This window comes from Paenibacillus sp. Paensp38, from assembly GCF_059491915.1.
Map to the genome: position 1 here is coordinate 475,866 of NZ_CP168516.1, position 16,276 is coordinate 492,141.

General features: G+C 46.7%; 17 protein-coding genes. 11 read left to right on the forward strand and 6 right to left on the reverse strand.

Annotation, left to right across the window (positions count from 1 at the left end; translation table 11 throughout):
- Window positions 1-32 precede the first annotated feature (32 nt).
- The 3 genes from ACEN8J_RS02240 (at window position 33) to ACEN8J_RS02250 (ending at window position 2,482) form a co-directional block, all read left to right on the forward strand.
- Window positions 33-977, forward strand: coding sequence for a metallophosphoesterase (locus ACEN8J_RS02240; RefSeq protein WP_495594211.1), 945 nt, complete (start codon window positions 33-35; stop codon window positions 975-977).
- A gap of 104 nt (window positions 978-1,081) precedes the next feature.
- Window positions 1,082-1,822 (forward strand): metallophosphoesterase family protein, encoded by a 741-nt coding sequence (locus ACEN8J_RS02245; RefSeq protein WP_318628009.1) that lies wholly within the window; start codon window positions 1,082-1,084, stop codon window positions 1,820-1,822.
- A 51-nt stretch (window positions 1,823-1,873) separates the two neighbouring features.
- Complete coding sequence (locus ACEN8J_RS02250; protein ID WP_495594212.1) at window positions 1,874-2,482, forward strand: GNAT family N-acetyltransferase; 609 nt, start codon at window positions 1,874-1,876, stop codon at window positions 2,480-2,482.
- 353 nt (window positions 2,483-2,835) lie between these two features.
- Here ACEN8J_RS02250 and ACEN8J_RS02255 read toward each other — a convergent pair whose 3' ends face one another.
- Complete coding sequence (locus ACEN8J_RS02255; protein WP_495594213.1) at window positions 2,836-3,714, reverse strand: NAD-dependent epimerase/dehydratase family protein; 879 nt, start codon at window positions 3,712-3,714, stop codon at window positions 2,836-2,838.
- Between the two features lie 99 nt (window positions 3,715-3,813).
- Between ACEN8J_RS02255 and ACEN8J_RS02260 the strand changes: the two genes are divergently transcribed.
- A complete protein-coding gene (locus tag ACEN8J_RS02260; RefSeq protein ID WP_430025358.1) occupies window positions 3,814-4,032 on the forward strand; it encodes a hypothetical protein in 219 nt (72 codons plus the stop codon).
- A gap of 253 nt (window positions 4,033-4,285) precedes the next feature.
- Here the strand turns inward: ACEN8J_RS02260 and ACEN8J_RS02265 are convergent, their stop codons facing one another.
- From ACEN8J_RS02265 to ACEN8J_RS02275, 3 genes are all read right to left on the reverse strand, one after another.
- Entirely contained in the window at window positions 4,286-5,026 is a 741-nt protein-coding gene (locus tag ACEN8J_RS02265) for a GTP pyrophosphokinase (protein ID WP_165148567.1), read from the reverse strand.
- Window positions 5,027-5,181: 155 nt separating this feature from the next.
- The gene (locus ACEN8J_RS02270) at window positions 5,182-5,991 is read right to left on the reverse strand and encodes a histidinol-phosphatase (RefSeq protein ID WP_029518259.1); all 810 of its coding nucleotides are present in this window, start codon (window positions 5,989-5,991) and stop codon (window positions 5,182-5,184) included.
- 60 nt (window positions 5,992-6,051) lie between these two features.
- Window positions 6,052-6,954 (reverse strand): LysR family transcriptional regulator, encoded by a 903-nt coding sequence (locus ACEN8J_RS02275; protein WP_023990132.1) that lies wholly within the window; start codon window positions 6,952-6,954, stop codon window positions 6,052-6,054.
- 429 nt (window positions 6,955-7,383) lie between these two features.
- Between ACEN8J_RS02275 and ACEN8J_RS02280 the strand changes: the two genes are divergently transcribed.
- The 5 genes from ACEN8J_RS02280 (at window position 7,384) to ACEN8J_RS02300 (ending at window position 12,166) form a co-directional block, all read left to right on the forward strand.
- Complete coding sequence (locus ACEN8J_RS02280) at window positions 7,384-7,842, forward strand: chemotaxis protein CheX (protein WP_029518260.1); 459 nt, start codon at window positions 7,384-7,386, stop codon at window positions 7,840-7,842.
- 39 nt (window positions 7,843-7,881) lie between these two features.
- A complete protein-coding gene (locus tag ACEN8J_RS02285) occupies window positions 7,882-8,661 on the forward strand; it encodes an SDR family NAD(P)-dependent oxidoreductase (RefSeq protein ID WP_069012634.1) in 780 nt (259 codons plus the stop codon).
- Window positions 8,662-8,783: 122 nt separating this feature from the next.
- Window positions 8,784-10,175, forward strand: a complete 1,392-nt coding sequence (locus ACEN8J_RS02290; protein ID WP_029518262.1) for a DEAD/DEAH box helicase — start codon at window positions 8,784-8,786, stop codon at window positions 10,173-10,175.
- An 18-nt stretch (window positions 10,176-10,193) separates the two neighbouring features.
- Window positions 10,194-10,940 (forward strand): ABC transporter ATP-binding protein, encoded by a 747-nt coding sequence (locus ACEN8J_RS02295; RefSeq protein WP_013311782.1) that lies wholly within the window; start codon window positions 10,194-10,196, stop codon window positions 10,938-10,940.
- A gap of 2 nt (window positions 10,941-10,942) precedes the next feature.
- Complete coding sequence (locus ACEN8J_RS02300) at window positions 10,943-12,166, forward strand: ABC transporter permease (RefSeq protein ID WP_039272674.1); 1,224 nt, start codon at window positions 10,943-10,945, stop codon at window positions 12,164-12,166.
- Window positions 12,167-12,277: 111 nt separating this feature from the next.
- Here the strand turns inward: ACEN8J_RS02300 and ACEN8J_RS02305 are convergent, their stop codons facing one another.
- Complete coding sequence (locus tag ACEN8J_RS02305) at window positions 12,278-12,394, reverse strand: hypothetical protein (RefSeq protein ID WP_023990126.1); 117 nt, start codon at window positions 12,392-12,394, stop codon at window positions 12,278-12,280.
- Window positions 12,395-12,600: 206 nt separating this feature from the next.
- Here ACEN8J_RS02305 and ACEN8J_RS02310 point away from each other — a divergent pair, with 206 nt between their 5' ends.
- On the forward strand, window positions 12,601-13,878 hold the full coding sequence (locus ACEN8J_RS02310; RefSeq protein ID WP_029518264.1) for a sensor histidine kinase: 1,278 nt from the start codon (window positions 12,601-12,603) through the stop codon (window positions 13,876-13,878).
- A 101-nt stretch (window positions 13,879-13,979) separates the two neighbouring features.
- Here ACEN8J_RS02310 and ACEN8J_RS02315 read toward each other — a convergent pair whose 3' ends face one another.
- Window positions 13,980-15,278 (reverse strand): aminotransferase class I/II-fold pyridoxal phosphate-dependent enzyme, encoded by a 1,299-nt coding sequence (locus ACEN8J_RS02315; protein ID WP_029518265.1) that lies wholly within the window; start codon window positions 15,276-15,278, stop codon window positions 13,980-13,982.
- Window positions 15,279-15,458: 180 nt separating this feature from the next.
- Here ACEN8J_RS02315 and ACEN8J_RS02320 point away from each other — a divergent pair, with 180 nt between their 5' ends.
- Entirely contained in the window at window positions 15,459-16,244 is a 786-nt protein-coding gene (locus ACEN8J_RS02320; protein ID WP_069012637.1) for a helix-turn-helix domain-containing protein, read from the forward strand.
- The last annotated feature ends 32 nt before the right edge of the window (window positions 16,245-16,276 follow it).

The window sequence follows — 16,276 nt, forward strand, 5'->3', positions numbered from 1 at the left end:
GATCAAGGAATAGATCGCAAGGGGGAACGCATATGGAGAAGACGCCGCACACCCGCCGCGAGAGTCAGGATGGCCCGCATCAGGGGGCCGCTATCCCTCCCGGTTCTTCGCGGCGTTCCGTTTCAAATGAACCAGCCAATCCTTCGCGCCGCCATTTTTTGAAAAAAGCGGCTTTATCCACAGCCGGAACCGCGCTTCTGGCTGGAGGATATGCTTCCTTATGGGAGCCTAATCATTTGGAAATTACACGCTTCAACTTGTCTATCCCTCGTCTTCCGTCTGCTTTTGACGGAATCAGGGTCGTACATTTCAGTGATGTGCACTTGGGTTTTCACATGGATGAGCAGGATCTACGCGAGCTTGCGGACCGGATAGCAGGTCTGAAGCCAGATTTGCTCTGTTTTACAGGCGATATTGTGGATGACTATGCAGTATCCATGAAGGCTGCTGTTCCAGTTATGGCTTCTATGTACGCCACACTTGGCAAATTTGCTATTCTGGGCAATCATGATTATAGAGGCTTACCCGCCGGAGTACAGGAATTGTATCCGAAAACCGGGTTTACGTTGCTGAGAAACGAGCATGCGATTGTAGAGCTTGCGGGACAGCGTGTAGCTATGGTCGGTTTAGAGGATAACATCATGGGCAAGCCCAATCCGCAGCGTGCCATCCACGGACTATCTGATGAGATGTGCAAGCTCCTGCTGATGCATGAGCCGGACTATGCAGATGTGGCGGCGCAAATGTCCTTTGATCTTCAATTGTCGGGGCATACGCATGGAGGACAGGTACGCTTGCCGGTCATTGGAGCGCCAATGCCGCCTCCGGGTGGACGCAAGTACATCCAGGGATTATTTCATGTGGGAACGGAGAGAATGCCGCTATATGTTAGCCGAGGCATTGGCATGACACATCTGCCGATTCGCGTGCTGTGCAGGCCGGAGCTTAGTGTCATTACACTAAAATCCGGCCAATAGGCCATGATTTTTTTTCATCTTCGTCATATAGTTTGGAACTACATAAAGATGGCTTGAATGTAGTGTAGAGATGTAGTCGTTTCGGACAAAGGAGTGAGGTTCAGATGGATCGTATTGCTGTCATTTCAGATATTCATGGCAATTGGCCTGCCTGTGAGGCGGTGCTGGAGGATATTGCTTCCCGAGGCATTAGCCGTGTGTTTTGTTTGGGGGATCTGATCGGCAAAGGGCCTAGCCCGAGCGAGGTTCTGGATGCTGTCCGTCAACGTTGTGAAGTGGTCGTGCGGGGGAATTGGGATGAGCTGGTCAGTATTACGGATGATCTCAATTTTAGCTGGCAAGCCGAGCGCTTGGGGGCAGAACGAGTGCAGTATTTGGCACAGTTACCGTTTCATTATGATTTCAGAATGAGCGGACGCCGTATCCGTCTGGTGCATGCCTCGCCGCAAAGTGTGTATCACCGTGTGCAGCCATGGGATGAGCCGGAAAAACGGCTTGCCATGTTCGATCCGTTAGCAGAAGAAAATGGAAAAGTTGCTTTTGCTCCGGATGTTGTGGGATATGGTGATGTGCACAATGCTTTTATCCAGCATTTTCAGGGAAAAACACTTTTTAACGTCGGCAGTGTCGGGAATCCGTTGGATGTTACGCAGGCTTCCTACTGCATTTTAGAGGGGGAGATGGGAGAGGAGCAGCCTACGTCCTTCTCCATTCATTTTGTACGTGTACCTTATGATATAGAACTGGCGGTAAAACAAGCGGAGGAAGCTGATGTGCCTTCTTTGCCGTATTATATTCGAGAGCTGCGTACAGGAATTTACCGCGGGATTCAGGAACTGGATTAAGTATGGAAACATTCATTTCTAAAAGCCAATCCATCCGCAGGAGGGAACATTGTGCTGACCAGAGAAATGCTTCGTCTTGGGCTACCGGAGCTTTACACCCGCCGAGTCCGATTGCGCCAGCTAAGAACGGAGGATTATCCCGCGCTGGAACGGATCCTATCCGATCCATTGGTGATCCAATATGTGAATCGAATTCGCAAGCCAGTCTATGCACGAATGCGGCGTCTGGTTGCGCAAATTAAAACTTCTTCCGATTCACTAGATTCCCTGCATTTTGCGGTGGAATGGCATCCGAGAAATACAGAAGAAAGCAATCTACTTAGTGAATCCAATGAGCTTACCTCTTCACCGTTGCTCGGTATCGTCTCTTTTCAGCAATGGAATGAAAGAACGGGGGAGGCGCAATTGGGCTATATTCTGGATCGTCCTTTTTGGGGACAGGGGCTGGGTACAGAAGTGGTGGGAGAAATGTTGAATTTTGGTTTCGGATCTTTGAAGCTCCATCGGATCGAAAGTCGTTGCCAAGAGGATAATCAGGCTTCTATGCGCGTGCTTATTAAAAATAAGATGCGCCTGCTGCGTACCATTGGTGCTTATGATCCCTCAGGAGAGGTGCCAAGTGTATTGGTATTTTCGATGACCCAAGGGGATTATGCATAGAAATGGAAGTGGAATATTTTGTTACAAAGATGAAATATAACTGCAAAACAACTCTAACACAGGACGGGTACAATACAGACATGACCCCCTTTTGAATAATATATGTTGCTGGGCCCGACGATTCGGGTCCTCTTTTTTTGTTATCCTATAGTAGGGCCTTCTCTATTTCTGCGGAAGCGAGTAGCCTTCTTGCCTTGGCTGTGCTCAGTTATATTTCAATTTGTTACAAAAATGAAATATAACTGCAAAGTTACTTTAACATAGAGTGGGTACAACATAAACATGACCCCCTTTGAATCATATATATATATTGCTGGGACCCGGAGCTTCGGGTCCCCTTTTTTTTATGATTTTTAGGAACGGGTCAGGCTGGTTATCAGCTCTGGAAGCCATTCATTTAGGGAGAGAAATGAGTACCCCTCTGACTGGGCTTTGGACGTATCCATGTACCACGATTGTGTAATACCAAATGGAGACATGTGCTCGTCTGCTGTTTTTTCTTTCATCACAGCTTGTTTTCCAGTTACCTGCTCAATGATCGAAATGATCTCCCCAATCCTCACTGTACCGTTGGAGCAAGCATTTACAGGACCTGTAAAAGGAGTGTGACCAAGCCAAAACAGAAAATCTGCGGCTTCATCGGAACGAATAAATGAGATTTGTGCTGCGGCATTAGGTACTCCGATTTCTGTTCCTTCACGAACATGCTCGATATGAAAATGAAGTCTTTTCGTATAATCGTCTGTCCCCAATACAATCGGAAAACGAACAGCAACTACAGGAAATGTAGCTTGCTGCATAAAAACTGCTTCTGCCTGCCGTTTAGCCTCCTGATATGTAAAATCGTCCTTCCCGCCCTTGCGAACCGGGTAAGCCTGAGGGTCAAAGATGCTCTCTGTCAGCACTTCCGGGCTCGAATCATAGACGGATAGGCTGGAGGTCACAATATACCTTTTGGCTGTAGCATCAAAAATGCGGCAGGCTTCGCTGGCTTCATCTGGGGAAAAGCAAATATTATCATAAACAACGTCCCACACTTGCTCACCTACGGCCTCAGCGAGCGCTTGCGGGTCGGTACGGTCTGCACAGATCCGCTGAACGCGGTCACCAAACGAATCGCTTGCTTGGCCCCGTGTGAGGATGGTAACGGAGTTCTCGGAACTCTCTAGCAGACGTTCCACCAGTCTCTTGCCAAAAAAACGCGTTCCACCCAGTACAAGTATCTTTTTCATACTTACATCACTCCTTCTGAAATGGTTTTCATTTATATTAAGATAGACGGACTAATGAATGTAAAAGATACAGGACGTAATGAAAAAGAGGAGGATCATATGCCATACGTAGAGATTCAGGATTTAGAAATGTATTACGAAAAATGGGTACAGCTGCGAGGCAATGTGGCTTTATACTGTGCGGTGAAGCACCCTCAAATGTTCGCCACCGTTACAACCATAGGCTGTAGTGGAGTCGCCTGTCCTGAGGGGGCAGATGAATTTGATTATGCGTCAGAGCGCACAGGATTGGCGCCAATATCCGCAATTGACACGTAGTGAGTTAAGTAGCATTACGTGCCCTGCATTATTTATCGCCGGAGAACATGACGATTTCGTCACAGAAGAGCAGCTTTTAGAATTATGCTCATGGGTTCAAGACTCACGTTATCTAATTGCTCCAGTTGTAGTCATCGACCGCACATGCTTAGAGAGAAGCCGATCTTAATCAATGATTCTATTCTTTCATTTTTGAACAAACATGCGATTCGTTGAACCAATCATTCGCATAGCGGTGGAGCACTGCCTAATCCTACTCTCCTAGAAGCTTCAAGAAATTGGCCGGCACCGTAATTTGCTGATTATTAATCATAATCTTCCGAAGCTCCTCCATGGAGTCCTCTTCACCTCTAGCGTCTTTAATCTCCTTAATCTCACGATGCAGTCGCTCCATTTGGAGATCTAGCGCATTAGCGGAGTCTGCTGCGTTCTTTAATTCACGTGTCAGACTTTCGGGAACGGACTGGTTGTACTTATAAAATATTTTATGCTCCAGGCTGGCCCAGAAATCCATCGCAATGGTTCGAATTTGCACCTCTACGCAGACTAGCTCCTCACAATCCGACATGAATACAGGAACTTGAACCAGCAAATGCAGGCTCTGGTAACCGTTCGGCTTGGGGTTCTTGATGTAATCCTTAATTTCCAGCACCTTCAAGTCACTTTGTCTCTGAAGCATGTTACTGACATCATAAATATCAGAAATAAAAGAGCAAGTAATACGCAAGCCGGCGATATCCTTGATATGATCTTTGATAGCATCCAGCGATAACTCACTATGTTTACGAATCATTTTATTCATGATGCTCTCAGGAGATTTAAGGCGTGATTTGGTATGCTCAATAGGGCTGTAATCGTGTAATGCCTGAAATTCCTGCTTTAATATTTCAATCTTGGTTTCCATTTCGTCGAGCGCAAATTTATAGATTAGCATAAATCGCGTGATGTCATGCTTTAGCTTTTTAAATTTGTCCATAGGATCTTCCAAGTGCATATGTAATTCTCCTCACACATAGATGTCATAATCTTGCTAAGCATTCGCCTTTGCAATGGAATTATTACCTTATAAATTACAATCCCCAACAATTCCATTGCAGCAGCGTTCGTAAGATCAAATGATTTGCGGAGAGGCAATTCCCACCTTGAATTTTAAAGCGCCACAGAAATTTTACGTTTTTCTTTAAAATAGACCCATTCCCGGAAGCCGATATCCTTCAGCATTGCCTTTACTTCTTCCCAGTCATCGCCTACCCGCGAAGGTTTATGGGCATCCGAACCAAAAGTAACCTCCACACCAAAATGGTGCGCTCTTTCTAAAATAGAAGCAGACGGGTACCATCCGCCACTCAGTTTGGTTTTACCCGAAGTGTTAATTTCAATCGCCACATTGGATTCCGCAATTACCTGCAAGGTTTCATCAATGGCTTCATCAGCAGGAATGTCTGAAAAGGCTGGAAAGTTCCCCTTCATTGCGTCAATATGGCCTAAAATCTGAAACATGCCGCTTCGCGCAGATTCCTGAATGAGCGCATAGTAGGCTTGTTTGACCTCGATTTTACGAGCGTCGCTTAATTTGTTCCAACGGTTACGGTTAAAAATGCTGTCCCCTTCGACATTGTGAATCGACCCAATGAGATAATCAAATGGATAAGGAGCCAGAGTGGAACGATATAATTCAGCAAAATCAGGAAAATAATCCGTTTCCAATCCGAGGAGCACGTCAATACGGCCTTCGTATTCTTTTTTAAGCTGTTGTACCTCTTCTACGTATTCAGCAAGCTGTGATTTGGCCATATAAATTTTAGGAAAAGCCTGATCCTGTTCGCTGCCCAGGAAAGGGGAATGGTCCGAAATACCAATCGCTTGTAAGCCCGACTGAATGCCTGCTTCAATGTAATCTCGAATGTTTCCGTCTGCATGACCGCAGCGGAAATGATGGGTGTGCAGATCAAATTTCATAGCCTGTCTTCCTTTCGTAATCAGGGTTTATATTGCGTATGTTGTTCATAGCGAATTACGTTATTCAGAACTGGTGAAATTCGTCTCCGGCATCCCCTTCAGATCACTTAAAAATTGCTGCATGGCTGAGTTTAGATATCGGCCGGATTTATAAATCACTCCTACCGGATGACTAACTTCCAGCTCAGGAATATGGATCATTTTTAATGTGCCTGCACGCAGTTCAGAAGTGACCGATAGTCTGGAAATAATGGCCGCACCGAGATTAATTTCGACCATCCGTTTGACTTCCTCACTGCTGGACAACTCAATCACGACATGAGGCACGATTTGGTGCTTTTTAAATACATCGTCTACGAATTTTCGTCCCACCGTATCAGGAGAGAGCAGAATCAGCGGAATTTCCCGAAGGGCTTCAATGGTAGCATGTGGTTGTGAAGCCAGCGGATGAGTAGGAGACACGACTAGCTCAAAGGAATCGTAATACAGAACCGAAGTGCTTAAATTAGGATTACGTTCGATCAGATAGCCGATGCCAACATCAATAAGTCCGTTCTCCACCTGCTGATAAATCATGGAGGAAGCCATGGATTGAATGGAGGTTTTGATGAGAGGGAACTGATCCTGAAAGTAGGAAAGCACGCGCGGTAAAATTTGAATAGCGATGGATGTTGTGGTACCCAGCGCAATGTGACCCTGTGGTGTTTCGTTTAGATCGTACAATTTTTGTCTTAATTCCTCAACAACCTCTAATATGCGCTCGGCATGTTCCAAAAAAACAGCTCCCCGGTCGGTCAGGGTGACAGGCTGGTTGCGGTCAATCAGGATGGTTTTGAACTCATCCTCTAGACTTTTAATTTGGGCGGACACCGCCGGCTGCGTCAAATTGAGAAGTTCTCCGGCTTTGCGGAAGCTCATCGTTTTGGAAATCATGATAAGTGTTTCGAGTTGACTGATGTTCATGAAGTTCCTCCTCTCTTTTCTTAATCTTATCGCAGCTGTATAGAATGAATATTTTTAGCCAATCCATAGGTTCATATGTAAAACCGTCGTTATGCTTTATTTCATTAAATTATAGGTTATTCGAGCAGGAAGGGCAATGAATCGAAGCAGAGCACCTTAAAGTGTGGTATATTGGGAAATAAAGACTAAAGTCCTGATATCCTTCAAAAATAATCAATCTAAAACCGGTAAGAAGTAAAGATATAGGACATTATTCACATTTTTTGTGGTTTAGCTATAAAAAATTACCGGGTAGCTGTCGATAAGTGATATAGAGAGCATTTTAATGAGGATCGATTCGTTTTACAGTAATATTTAATTAAAAAATTCTAATTTAAATGGGACTTTTGTTGTGTGTCTAAAAGCCCATCGTAAAGGGGCGCTTTGATCGTGAAGGCAGAAGTGATAAATCCTTTTTTGGAGTCGGCGCGACGGGTCATTGAACAATTGATCCAAGTATCTCCTTCATCCGGAAATCTTGGTGTGAAAAATGTCGAGCTGGTGGACGACCACATCTGGATTATGATCGGGATGACCGGACAGCTTAGCGGAAATATTGTGTTCGGCCTGAATGAACAGGTGGCGCTACGTATGGTATCAGCGATGATGGGCGGATTTGTGTTGACTGAAATTGATGAGATGGGAAAAAGCGCAATTTCAGAATTGGGCAATATGATTAGTGGTAATGCCAGTACGATTTTGTCCAGTCAGGGAATTGTCGTGGATATTACGCCTCCGCAGGTCATGAAATCAGAAAACTTGACCACTTTTGTGCCTCAGCGTGCCCTTTATATTCCGCTCACGGTGGAAGGAATCGGTGAGCTGGATATTCAGGTGATGATCTCTTAATATTAAAGGAGCAAGTTTCTTTAATGTGGAGGGATGAGCGTGAGTATACTACAGGACAAGATAGTTGTGATTACAGGTGCATCTAGTGGGATTGGCGCCCTTTGCGCTCAGTTGTTAAGCGAAAAGGGCGCGATTCCTATTTTAACAGCACGCTCGCAGGAGCGACTGAAGCAAGTATCTGCTGGAATCAGCGGCAGACATGAGCTTATCCAACTGGACGTCACCCGCCAGGAGCAGGTAGAGGCTGTTGCTGCACGAGTATTGGAACAGTACGGACGGGTCGATATATTACTTAACAATGCGGGCTACGGAAAGTTTGAGTATTTTAATGAAACCGACCTGACGGAGTTTGAACAAATGATGGACGTGAACTACATGGGTGTTGTTCGCTGCATCAAGGCGTTTCTGCCACAAATGACAGAGCGGGGCCTTGGACAGATTGTCAATGTAGCATCGATGGCCGGGAAAATCGGGACAGCCAAATCGTCTTCTTACACGGCGACGAAGCATGCTTTGCTCGGTTTCAGCAATGCGCTCCGGCAAGAGCTGCGCGGGAGTGGAGTGACTGTAACGACGATTAATCCGGGGCCGATCGACACACCGTTTTTTGAGTTGGCAGATCCTTCAGGAGGATATGTTCGAAATGTAAGCTGGTTTATGCTACAACCTGATAAGGTGGCACGGCATATTGTAAGAGCGATGGAGCTTCGCAAGGAGGAGGTTAATCTGCCACGGTGGGTATCTCCTTTTCTCAAGCTTTATCAATTAGCTCCCAGACTGACCGATAGGCTGGGTCATGGTGTGATGAATAAGAAATAAAAGATGTCCCGTAAGCCATTAGCTATGGTGAGGGACATCTTTTATTTTTGTGATTTGGTAACAGAGGAATTTTCGCATATAATGGAGAGTAACGAATTTACGTATAGGGGTTGGACCTTTTCATGACATTGAATTTTGAATCGCTCGGCGTTGAACAGGATCTGTTGGACAAACTGACTGAGCATGAAATTACACAGCCTTCGCCAGTTCAGGCAGAGGCTATACCGGAAATAATGAAGGGAAAGCATGTATTGGCGCGCTCACAAACTGGCACAGGCAAGACACTGGCTTATTTGCTGCCGCTGTTGCAAGCGATTGATCCGCAGAAAAAGGCTACGCAAAAGCTGATACTAGCTCCAAGCCAGGAACTGGCCATGCAAATTGTACGTGAGGGTCAGCGCTACGGTGAGCATCGTGGAATCCGTGTACTCGGTCTGATTGGTGGGGCGGCTATCAAACGTCAAATCGAAAAGCTCAAGGATCATCCACAGCTTGTCGTGGGCACACCAGGACGTGTACGGGAACTCATCGCTTCAAAAAAGTTGAAAATGCACAATATTACAGCCATTGTTATCGATGAGGTGGATCAGATGTTCCAGCTCGGCGGAGCAGGCGATGTAACCAATATATTGGGCACCGCCCAACGCGATCGTCAATTGGTATTCCTGTCCGCAACGCTGAACGACGAGATTCAGTCGCTGGCGAAACGGGAGATGCGTGAATACGTAGAAATTGGGATTGATCCCGACCAGAAGACGGCCAGTGGATTGGAACACTATTACTTTGTATCCGAAGAACGGGATAAGGTGGATATGCTGCGCCGTCTGGTACGTCATTTTAATCCGAGAAAAGCGCTGGTGTTCGTGAATACAACCAATGCCATCGGGGAGATTGAGGCCAAGCTCAAGCATATGGGGCTGACTACGGCATCCTTGTATGGAGATGCGGATAAAGTCACGCGTAGCAATGTGTTGGCCCGATTCCGTGAGGACAAGCTCAAAGTGCTGGTCGCTTCGGATGTGGCAGCCCGTGGTCTGGATATTGAGGGCCTTGAAATGGTTATTCATTTTGATCCGGCTACGGATAGTCAAGCTTATGTTCACCGTGCAGGACGGACAGGACGGATGGGACGCAAAGGATTGGTGGCATCGGTTGTCACTGACCGTGAAACGTTCATCATGCGTAAGTTCTCCCGTGAACTGGGCATTGACATCGCAGAGCGTGCGTTGCATGGAGGTCGAGTAGTTGTGCCGCGTCCGGCGGATGCCAAGCGTGCACCTGTAAGACCCTCCGAGGCTAGATCCTTATCTAACGGAGCATCGGCGGAGGACCGAAAGGCACCTGTTCGTGCCGAAAACGGACGTCCTGGCAGGAATTCCGCGAACGGTTCAGCTCCAGGCAAGAGCAAAGGTGCAGCCTTGTCCAAAGCAGGAAAAGCACAGCGCGAGCGTGATCGCAAAAACAAGGGTGCACCAAGATGGCTGAAGGAAAAAGGATCAAAACCGAACGAGTAAGGGAGAAGAGGGGGAGCCATGGAACAACAGCCTGTGTTGCAAATTAACGGACTGACCGGCGGATATAGCGCCAAGCGCCCGGTGTTGCATCAGATTTCGCTGGATGTGAAACCGGGCGAAATGGTAGGACTGATTGGTCTGAACGGGGCCGGGAAAAGTACGACCATGAAGCATATTTTGGGCCTGATGACACCGCAGGCCGGAGAAATTCGTGTGCAGGGGCATAAGCAGGATGAAAATCCCGAGGAATATCAGGGAGCCATTGCTTTTGTACCTGAATCTCCAGAGCTGTATCCTGAAATGACGGTGATGGAGCATATGGAATTCACGGCCAGAGCGTACGGAGTTAGCGAAGCAGATTTCCGCACACGCAGTGATCAAATGCTGGACTTGTTCCGTATGCGGGATAAAAGTGGAAGTATGTCGATGCACCTGTCTAAAGGGATGCGCCAGAAAGTGATGATTATGTGTGCATTTTTAGCGGGACCGCCGTTGTATGTCATAGATGAACCTTTTTTGGGTTTGGACCCGCTTGGTATTCGTTCCCTGCTTGACTTTATGTTAGAGATGAAGCGTTCGGGTTCGTCCATTCTACTCAGTTCTCATATTTTGTCCACGATTGAAAATTATTGCGATCGTTTCATTGTACTTCATCAGGGTGCCATCATTGCGCAGGGTACGCTGGACGAAGTGACAGCACAGGCGGGTAAGCCGGGCATGCCGCTGGAAGATGCATTTTATGAGCTGGTACAGGGCAGGGAATGAGCATGGATTTGCAACGTCTGCATAAAGAAAGACGTGTAGCGTTCTGGGGACAGGTGTTGCCTTATCTGGGCTATGTCATTCAGAGCGGTCTGGCGGTGGTGTTCGGCTTTGCACTGATTGCCTTTGCCGCATGGTACACGTCGCTACTAATGCATACTCCACCGGATTTGCCCATCCGCTGGATCATGCTTATTGTGGCTATTCCGATTGCTCATGCGAGCTTTCGTACGTATTTAAACGCAGCGGATATTGTTTTTCTCCGTCCACAGGAGCACGCAATGCACTATTATTTTAAGGCCAGCCGGATTCGGGGTGTGGTGTATAAAATATTCGGTTTGCTATTGCTGTCTATTATCGTGTGGCCGCTGTATATTCGCAGTGATTCCGCGCCTAAGCCGTTGCTACTGACCCTGCTACTGTTCGTGCTATTAAAGCTGCTATTCAGCTACGGCGGCTGGCAAGAGCTTCGTATGGTATCGATTGGCGGGAGTATAGGCTATCGTCTGCTTCGGTGGGTGTTGGCTGTGCTGATGGTAGCCGCATGGCTATGGCAGCCTCCACTACACAGCGTACCATTTATCATATTGGTCGGTGTGGTGTACGTGCTTGTTCTGCGTTTTCCGGTCAAGCTGCTAGTGGCTTGGGAAAAGCTGATTCGTACAGAGGGTATGCAGGCTGCTCGGGTGATGCGCACTTTGGGCTGGTTTGTCGATGTGCCCGCCCTTACGCAGAGAGTGACGCCGCGCCGTTGGCTATCCTGGTTGGGAGGTAACATACCTTGGAACAGAAGGGGAGCGTATCGTTATCTGCTGTTTAAGACGTTCCTGCGCACAGAGCCAGCAGGTATTGTCATTCGGCTCGGGATTCTGGGGTTGTTAATTATATATATCACCCATGCTAGTTGGATTGGTATTGCAGTATATTTATTTTTCATATTCCTCATTGGTGTACAGGTCACTTCACTAAGGCAGTATCACAAGGATTCGTTATGGCTTCAGTTGTATCCGATTCCTGCGCATAGTCGTCGTGCGTCTTTTCTCGACTTTGTTGTTCGGTTGACGTTGCCGGCTGCTGTGGTTCTGTGGCTTCCTTTTCTGGCAAAGGGAACGGAAGATCTACTGTCTACACTGCTCACGTTGCTTGGGGGAGTTGCAGTAGTGTTCCTGCTACGAGGCGCTCAAGCCAAAAAATGGCGTTTGGACGGTCAGGATGAAGAAGAAGTGTGATTTGTATCTATGTGAATAAAGTAAAGGCTAATTCGCAGGCAGCACTTGCTGCTTGCGAATTAGCCTTTTTTTGTACTGCTATCATAGCCGTGGGTGCAGATATCCGTCAGCTTATATAAAGATCGTTTTGCTGATGATAACTAATAAAATGAACAGTACCAGAATTGTTCCTGTGCTTGTGAATGCGCCGTAACCACCGTAACCGCCTCTTGTTTCTTCTGCTCCCATGCTCATTCTCCTCTCGGTCATTGTGATAAAGGATACATCGTATCTTATGAAGTGGATTTTCAGATTGCGTGGGCCATTGCTCAGGTATGTTGCTGAATCGCCTTATATTTTTCATCAGATGTAGGGGAGGAGAGAGGAAAAGACACGTATTGTCGAGAATAGAAGAAGTACGTAATCATTATCACTTGGAAAGTGGGAAAGACGAGATGCTGATAGATAAGCTGCTCGTGAACATATTTCTTGTGTTTGTACCGTTATTGGTATATAGCGCTTTGTCAGATCATCGGCATATGAAACATACCCCGTTGCTTATGGGAGGGGTGCTGGGTGTGTCTTCTGTGCTTTGCCTTATGTTTTCGTATATTTGGTATGGACTATTTTGGGATCTTCGATATGTTCCTCTGATCCTTTCTGTTTTATATTTTGGTCCTAAGGCAGGGCTTCTGAATATAACGTTGATGGTGATGGCTCGTATGTATATAGATCCTGAGTCTATAGTGGTGAGTTTTCCCAGCATGATGTTGTGTTATTTGGGGCCTCTCTTGGTGAGAAAAAAGTTTATGCAGCTCAATAGTATATTGCTTCGGGTGGGCATGAATATGCTAATGAGTATATGGACTAGTATTGCCATGTTTATATTTCTGTTAATACATTCCTGGGTCAATGGAAGGCTAGATAAGGATGAGATCGAGCTGATCCGGGCAATACTCTGGTTCGGTATGATTCAATTCCTAAGCATTGGAGCCTCCTCTTTCTGGATGGAGTTTAGTTTGGAACGGGAAGAAATGAGAAGAAAGATTAAATATGCTGAGCATCTGAATACGTTAGGTGAACTGGCTGCCTCTATGGCTCATGAAGTACGGAATCCATTGACCGTTATTAAAGGGTTCTTGCAAATGGTTCAGTCAGGGCTAGAAGGGAAAAATCGCAGATATATTGCTTTGGCACTAGCAGAGGTCGATCGGGCTGAAAGAATTATTAGCGACTATCTGAACTTATCCAGACCGCAGATTGGGAACACAGAGCTGATGGATCTGTCTGGCATGGTTCAACAGATTGTTTTGCTTTTGAAACCGATGGCGACCAAGCAAGGCGTAAGACTGTATACTGAGCTAAGGAATGAAATATACGTACATATGGATCGTAATCAGCTGTTACAGGCGTTAATACATGTGACGAAAAATGCGATCGAAGCTGCGGATGATGGAGGCAGGGTATACATAAAGCTGGCGATTCAGGAAGAGAAGGCATGTCTGCATATTAGGGATACAGGAAAAGGCATGAGTCAGGAGCATCTGGAGCGAGTGGGTACTTTGTTTTTTTCAACCAAAGAGGTAGGAACGGGACTGGGAACGGTCGTCTCCTTTCGAATCATTGAAGCCATGAACGGAAGTATACACTATGAGAGTGAGCCCGGAGTCGGAACGGAGGTAGTCATCCTGCTGCCACTCGCACAAGAATCAATGCTCGCTGCTGAAGGATAGTTTGTTTCGAAGTGTGACTTACAATGGTTCAGCCCATTAAAAAGCGGTATGCCACAACATCCGGCATACCGCTAATGATGCTATATTGAATCTGTTACATATTATGCGTTCAACAAATCTTGTGCGCCACGGTAAACAATGTCATACAGGTCTTCCAGATACTCTTCCTCGATACATGAGAATGCGATTCGGAGATCATATTCACCCAGCGCAATTGTTCCTACCCCATATTGTTCCAGCAAATGTGTGCGCAGTCGTTCAGCGGACAAGCCGTTCAGCTTAAGGCACATAAAATAACCCGAATTGAAAGGATAGTAGCTCCATACATCTCCGTATTTTCCACTATCGAGCAACGCTTTGACTTTATTAGCCCGCCCCTTCATAATTTGGAACTTTTCATTTTTCTGTTGTTCAAAATCGGGTGATTTGAGGGCATCCAGGACGAAGGTTTGAGATGGGTGAGGACCGCTCGAAATCGTTGCCCGAATAATCCCTAATGTTTTTTGTTCCAGTGCGCTCAGTACATCCTGATGTTCCGAAGCAAAGGTAATAAATCCGACACGGAAGCCCCAAACGAATTCTTCTTTGGTAGCTCCGTCAATTTTGACGGGTAGAATTCTCGGATGAAGTCCAGCTAACTGACCGAATAGTGATTCATGCAGGGAGTCCTCGAAGAACAGACCAAAATAAGCGTCATCCGTCACAACTACGACATTGATGCCTGCTTCTGCGGCTTCCTGAATGGCAGCAACAATCGCTTTACCCTCTTCGACTCCCGGTGTGTAGCCCGTCGGGTTATTCGGGAAGTTCAGCACAACGATTGCTTTGCCGTATTCTTTCTGTGCCAGTAGCGCCTCGCGTAATCCTTCACTATTAAAACGTTGATCCTCTGTGAACAACGGGAAATTCACCAAACGTCCATGACGGCGAATACCGAAAGTCAGCTCATAGTTTTCCCAGTTTTTGTCTGGGTAAATGACAGCGTCCCCTTCATCCGTGAACAGGTCGGCAACGATGCTCAAACCATGGGTCAGCGCGTTCGTAACTACGGGAAGGCCATAACCTTTTCCAGCCAATGAAGGGTTTTCCTTCAGCATTTTGTCACGCCATACACTACGAAGTTCAGGTTTGCCCGCAGGGGGTGCGTAAGGGTATAAATCCTTGGGATTGTAAGCGGACAGCTTCTCCTGAATGACCTCCAAATGCATAGGACCGTTACCTTCCGTAGCAATACCAATCGTGGCGTTGTACTTTTTAGCAAGCTTCCCGGCTTCTGCGGATTGACTCAAAATCCCCTCTTTTGGGAAATAAATTTCTTTCCCTAAAAGAGAAAGCATTTGATATACATGCTCGTTGCCTGTCTGAATGTTTTGGTTTAACTGCGCTGCCAGTGGATTCATTCCCGTTTCATCCTTCCAAGTCATTTTGATTACATATTATAGCATCACACACGGTAAGCGTCACGCAAAAGCATCTGGGAGCATAAAAACGCATTTTTTTGCTTAATGAAGGCGCTGAGCTTATATTATAAATTAACGGGATAGAGGACAACCAAAGATTAACAAGAGGAGGTGCAGATTTTGCTGGATACATCTGCGTCATCGTTTATCCTGTTGTCGGCCTTCGCCAAAATTGTGTGCGAGCCGGGCTGGAAATGGCAGGTACGCGAGAAGCCGATGCCAAACTATGATTTATTCTATGTATGGAGCGGAGAAGGAACAGTGGTCTTAAACGGAACATCGTATCCGGTGAGCAAGGGGAGTTGCTTCCTGTTCAAGCCGGGGGATGATACCCGTGCCACACATAACCCGCAAAAGCCGCTCATACTTACCTATATTCATTTTGATCTCATCGAACAACCAGAGCTAGTCCCTGCAAGCTACCGTATGCTGGAGGAAACGTTCGAGGTAGAGCATATGCTTGCCAGGTACGTTCGACTGCGCCTGGAGCGTGCTTACGGAGCTGACGAGGAAGGCAAGCTGATTCTAAAACAACTGATGATTCATCTGCTGCGTGCGGACCGTAAGGAGCCGCAGGAGCAACAGGCCAGTAACCAGCTCACCGAGGTCATTCGGGAAACGGCCAACTACGTGCGTCAGCATCCGGGACTTCCTCATCGCGTCGAGGATTTAGCTGCACGGGCAGGGCTGTCACCGCGTTATTTTTCGATTAAATTCAAGGAGCTGCTAGGTGTTTCCGCGCAATCTCATATTATCAGCATGCGGATTGAGCGTGCACAGCATCTACTGCTGCATGCGGGAATGAATGTGACCGAGGTGGCAGAGGCTTTGGGGTATCGTGACATCTTTTTTTTCAGCCGCCAATTCAAGCAATACACGGGGAAAAGTCCGTCTGAGATCCGGTAATGTTATAGACGGTGGACAAGCTGTTTCGGATT

Bases quoted from the DNA above. Each gene is read 5' to 3' on its own strand.
- ACEN8J_RS02240 (WP_495594211.1), top strand. From the start codon at position 33: ATGGAGAAGACGCCGCACACCCGCCGCGAGAGTCAGGATGGCCCGCAT.
- ACEN8J_RS02245 (WP_318628009.1), top strand. From the start codon at position 1,082: ATGGATCGTATTGCTGTCATTTCAGATATTCATGGCAATTGGCCTGCC.
- ACEN8J_RS02255 (WP_495594213.1), bottom strand. From the start codon at position 3,714: ATGAAAAAGATACTTGTACTGGGTGGAACGCGTTTTTTTGGCAAGAGA.
- ACEN8J_RS02260 (WP_430025358.1), top strand. From the start codon at position 3,814: ATGCCATACGTAGAGATTCAGGATTTAGAAATGTATTACGAAAAATGG.
- ACEN8J_RS02265 (WP_165148567.1), bottom strand. From the start codon at position 5,026: ATGCACTTGGAAGATCCTATGGACAAATTTAAAAAGCTAAAGCATGAC.
- ACEN8J_RS02270 (WP_029518259.1), bottom strand. From the start codon at position 5,991: ATGAAATTTGATCTGCACACCCATCATTTCCGCTGCGGTCATGCAGAC.
- ACEN8J_RS02275 (WP_023990132.1), bottom strand. From the start codon at position 6,954: ATGAACATCAGTCAACTCGAAACACTTATCATGATTTCCAAAACGATG.
- ACEN8J_RS02290 (WP_029518262.1), top strand. From the start codon at position 8,784: ATGACATTGAATTTTGAATCGCTCGGCGTTGAACAGGATCTGTTGGAC.
- ACEN8J_RS02295 (WP_013311782.1), top strand. From the start codon at position 10,194: ATGGAACAACAGCCTGTGTTGCAAATTAACGGACTGACCGGCGGATAT.
- ACEN8J_RS02300 (WP_039272674.1), top strand. From the start codon at position 10,943: ATGGATTTGCAACGTCTGCATAAAGAAAGACGTGTAGCGTTCTGGGGA.
- ACEN8J_RS02305 (WP_023990126.1), bottom strand. From the start codon at position 12,394: ATGGGAGCAGAAGAAACAAGAGGCGGTTACGGTGGTTACGGCGCATTC.
- ACEN8J_RS02310 (WP_029518264.1), top strand. From the start codon at position 12,601: ATGCTGATAGATAAGCTGCTCGTGAACATATTTCTTGTGTTTGTACCG.
- ACEN8J_RS02315 (WP_029518265.1), bottom strand. From the start codon at position 15,278: ATGAATCCACTGGCAGCGCAGTTAAACCAAAACATTCAGACAGGCAAC.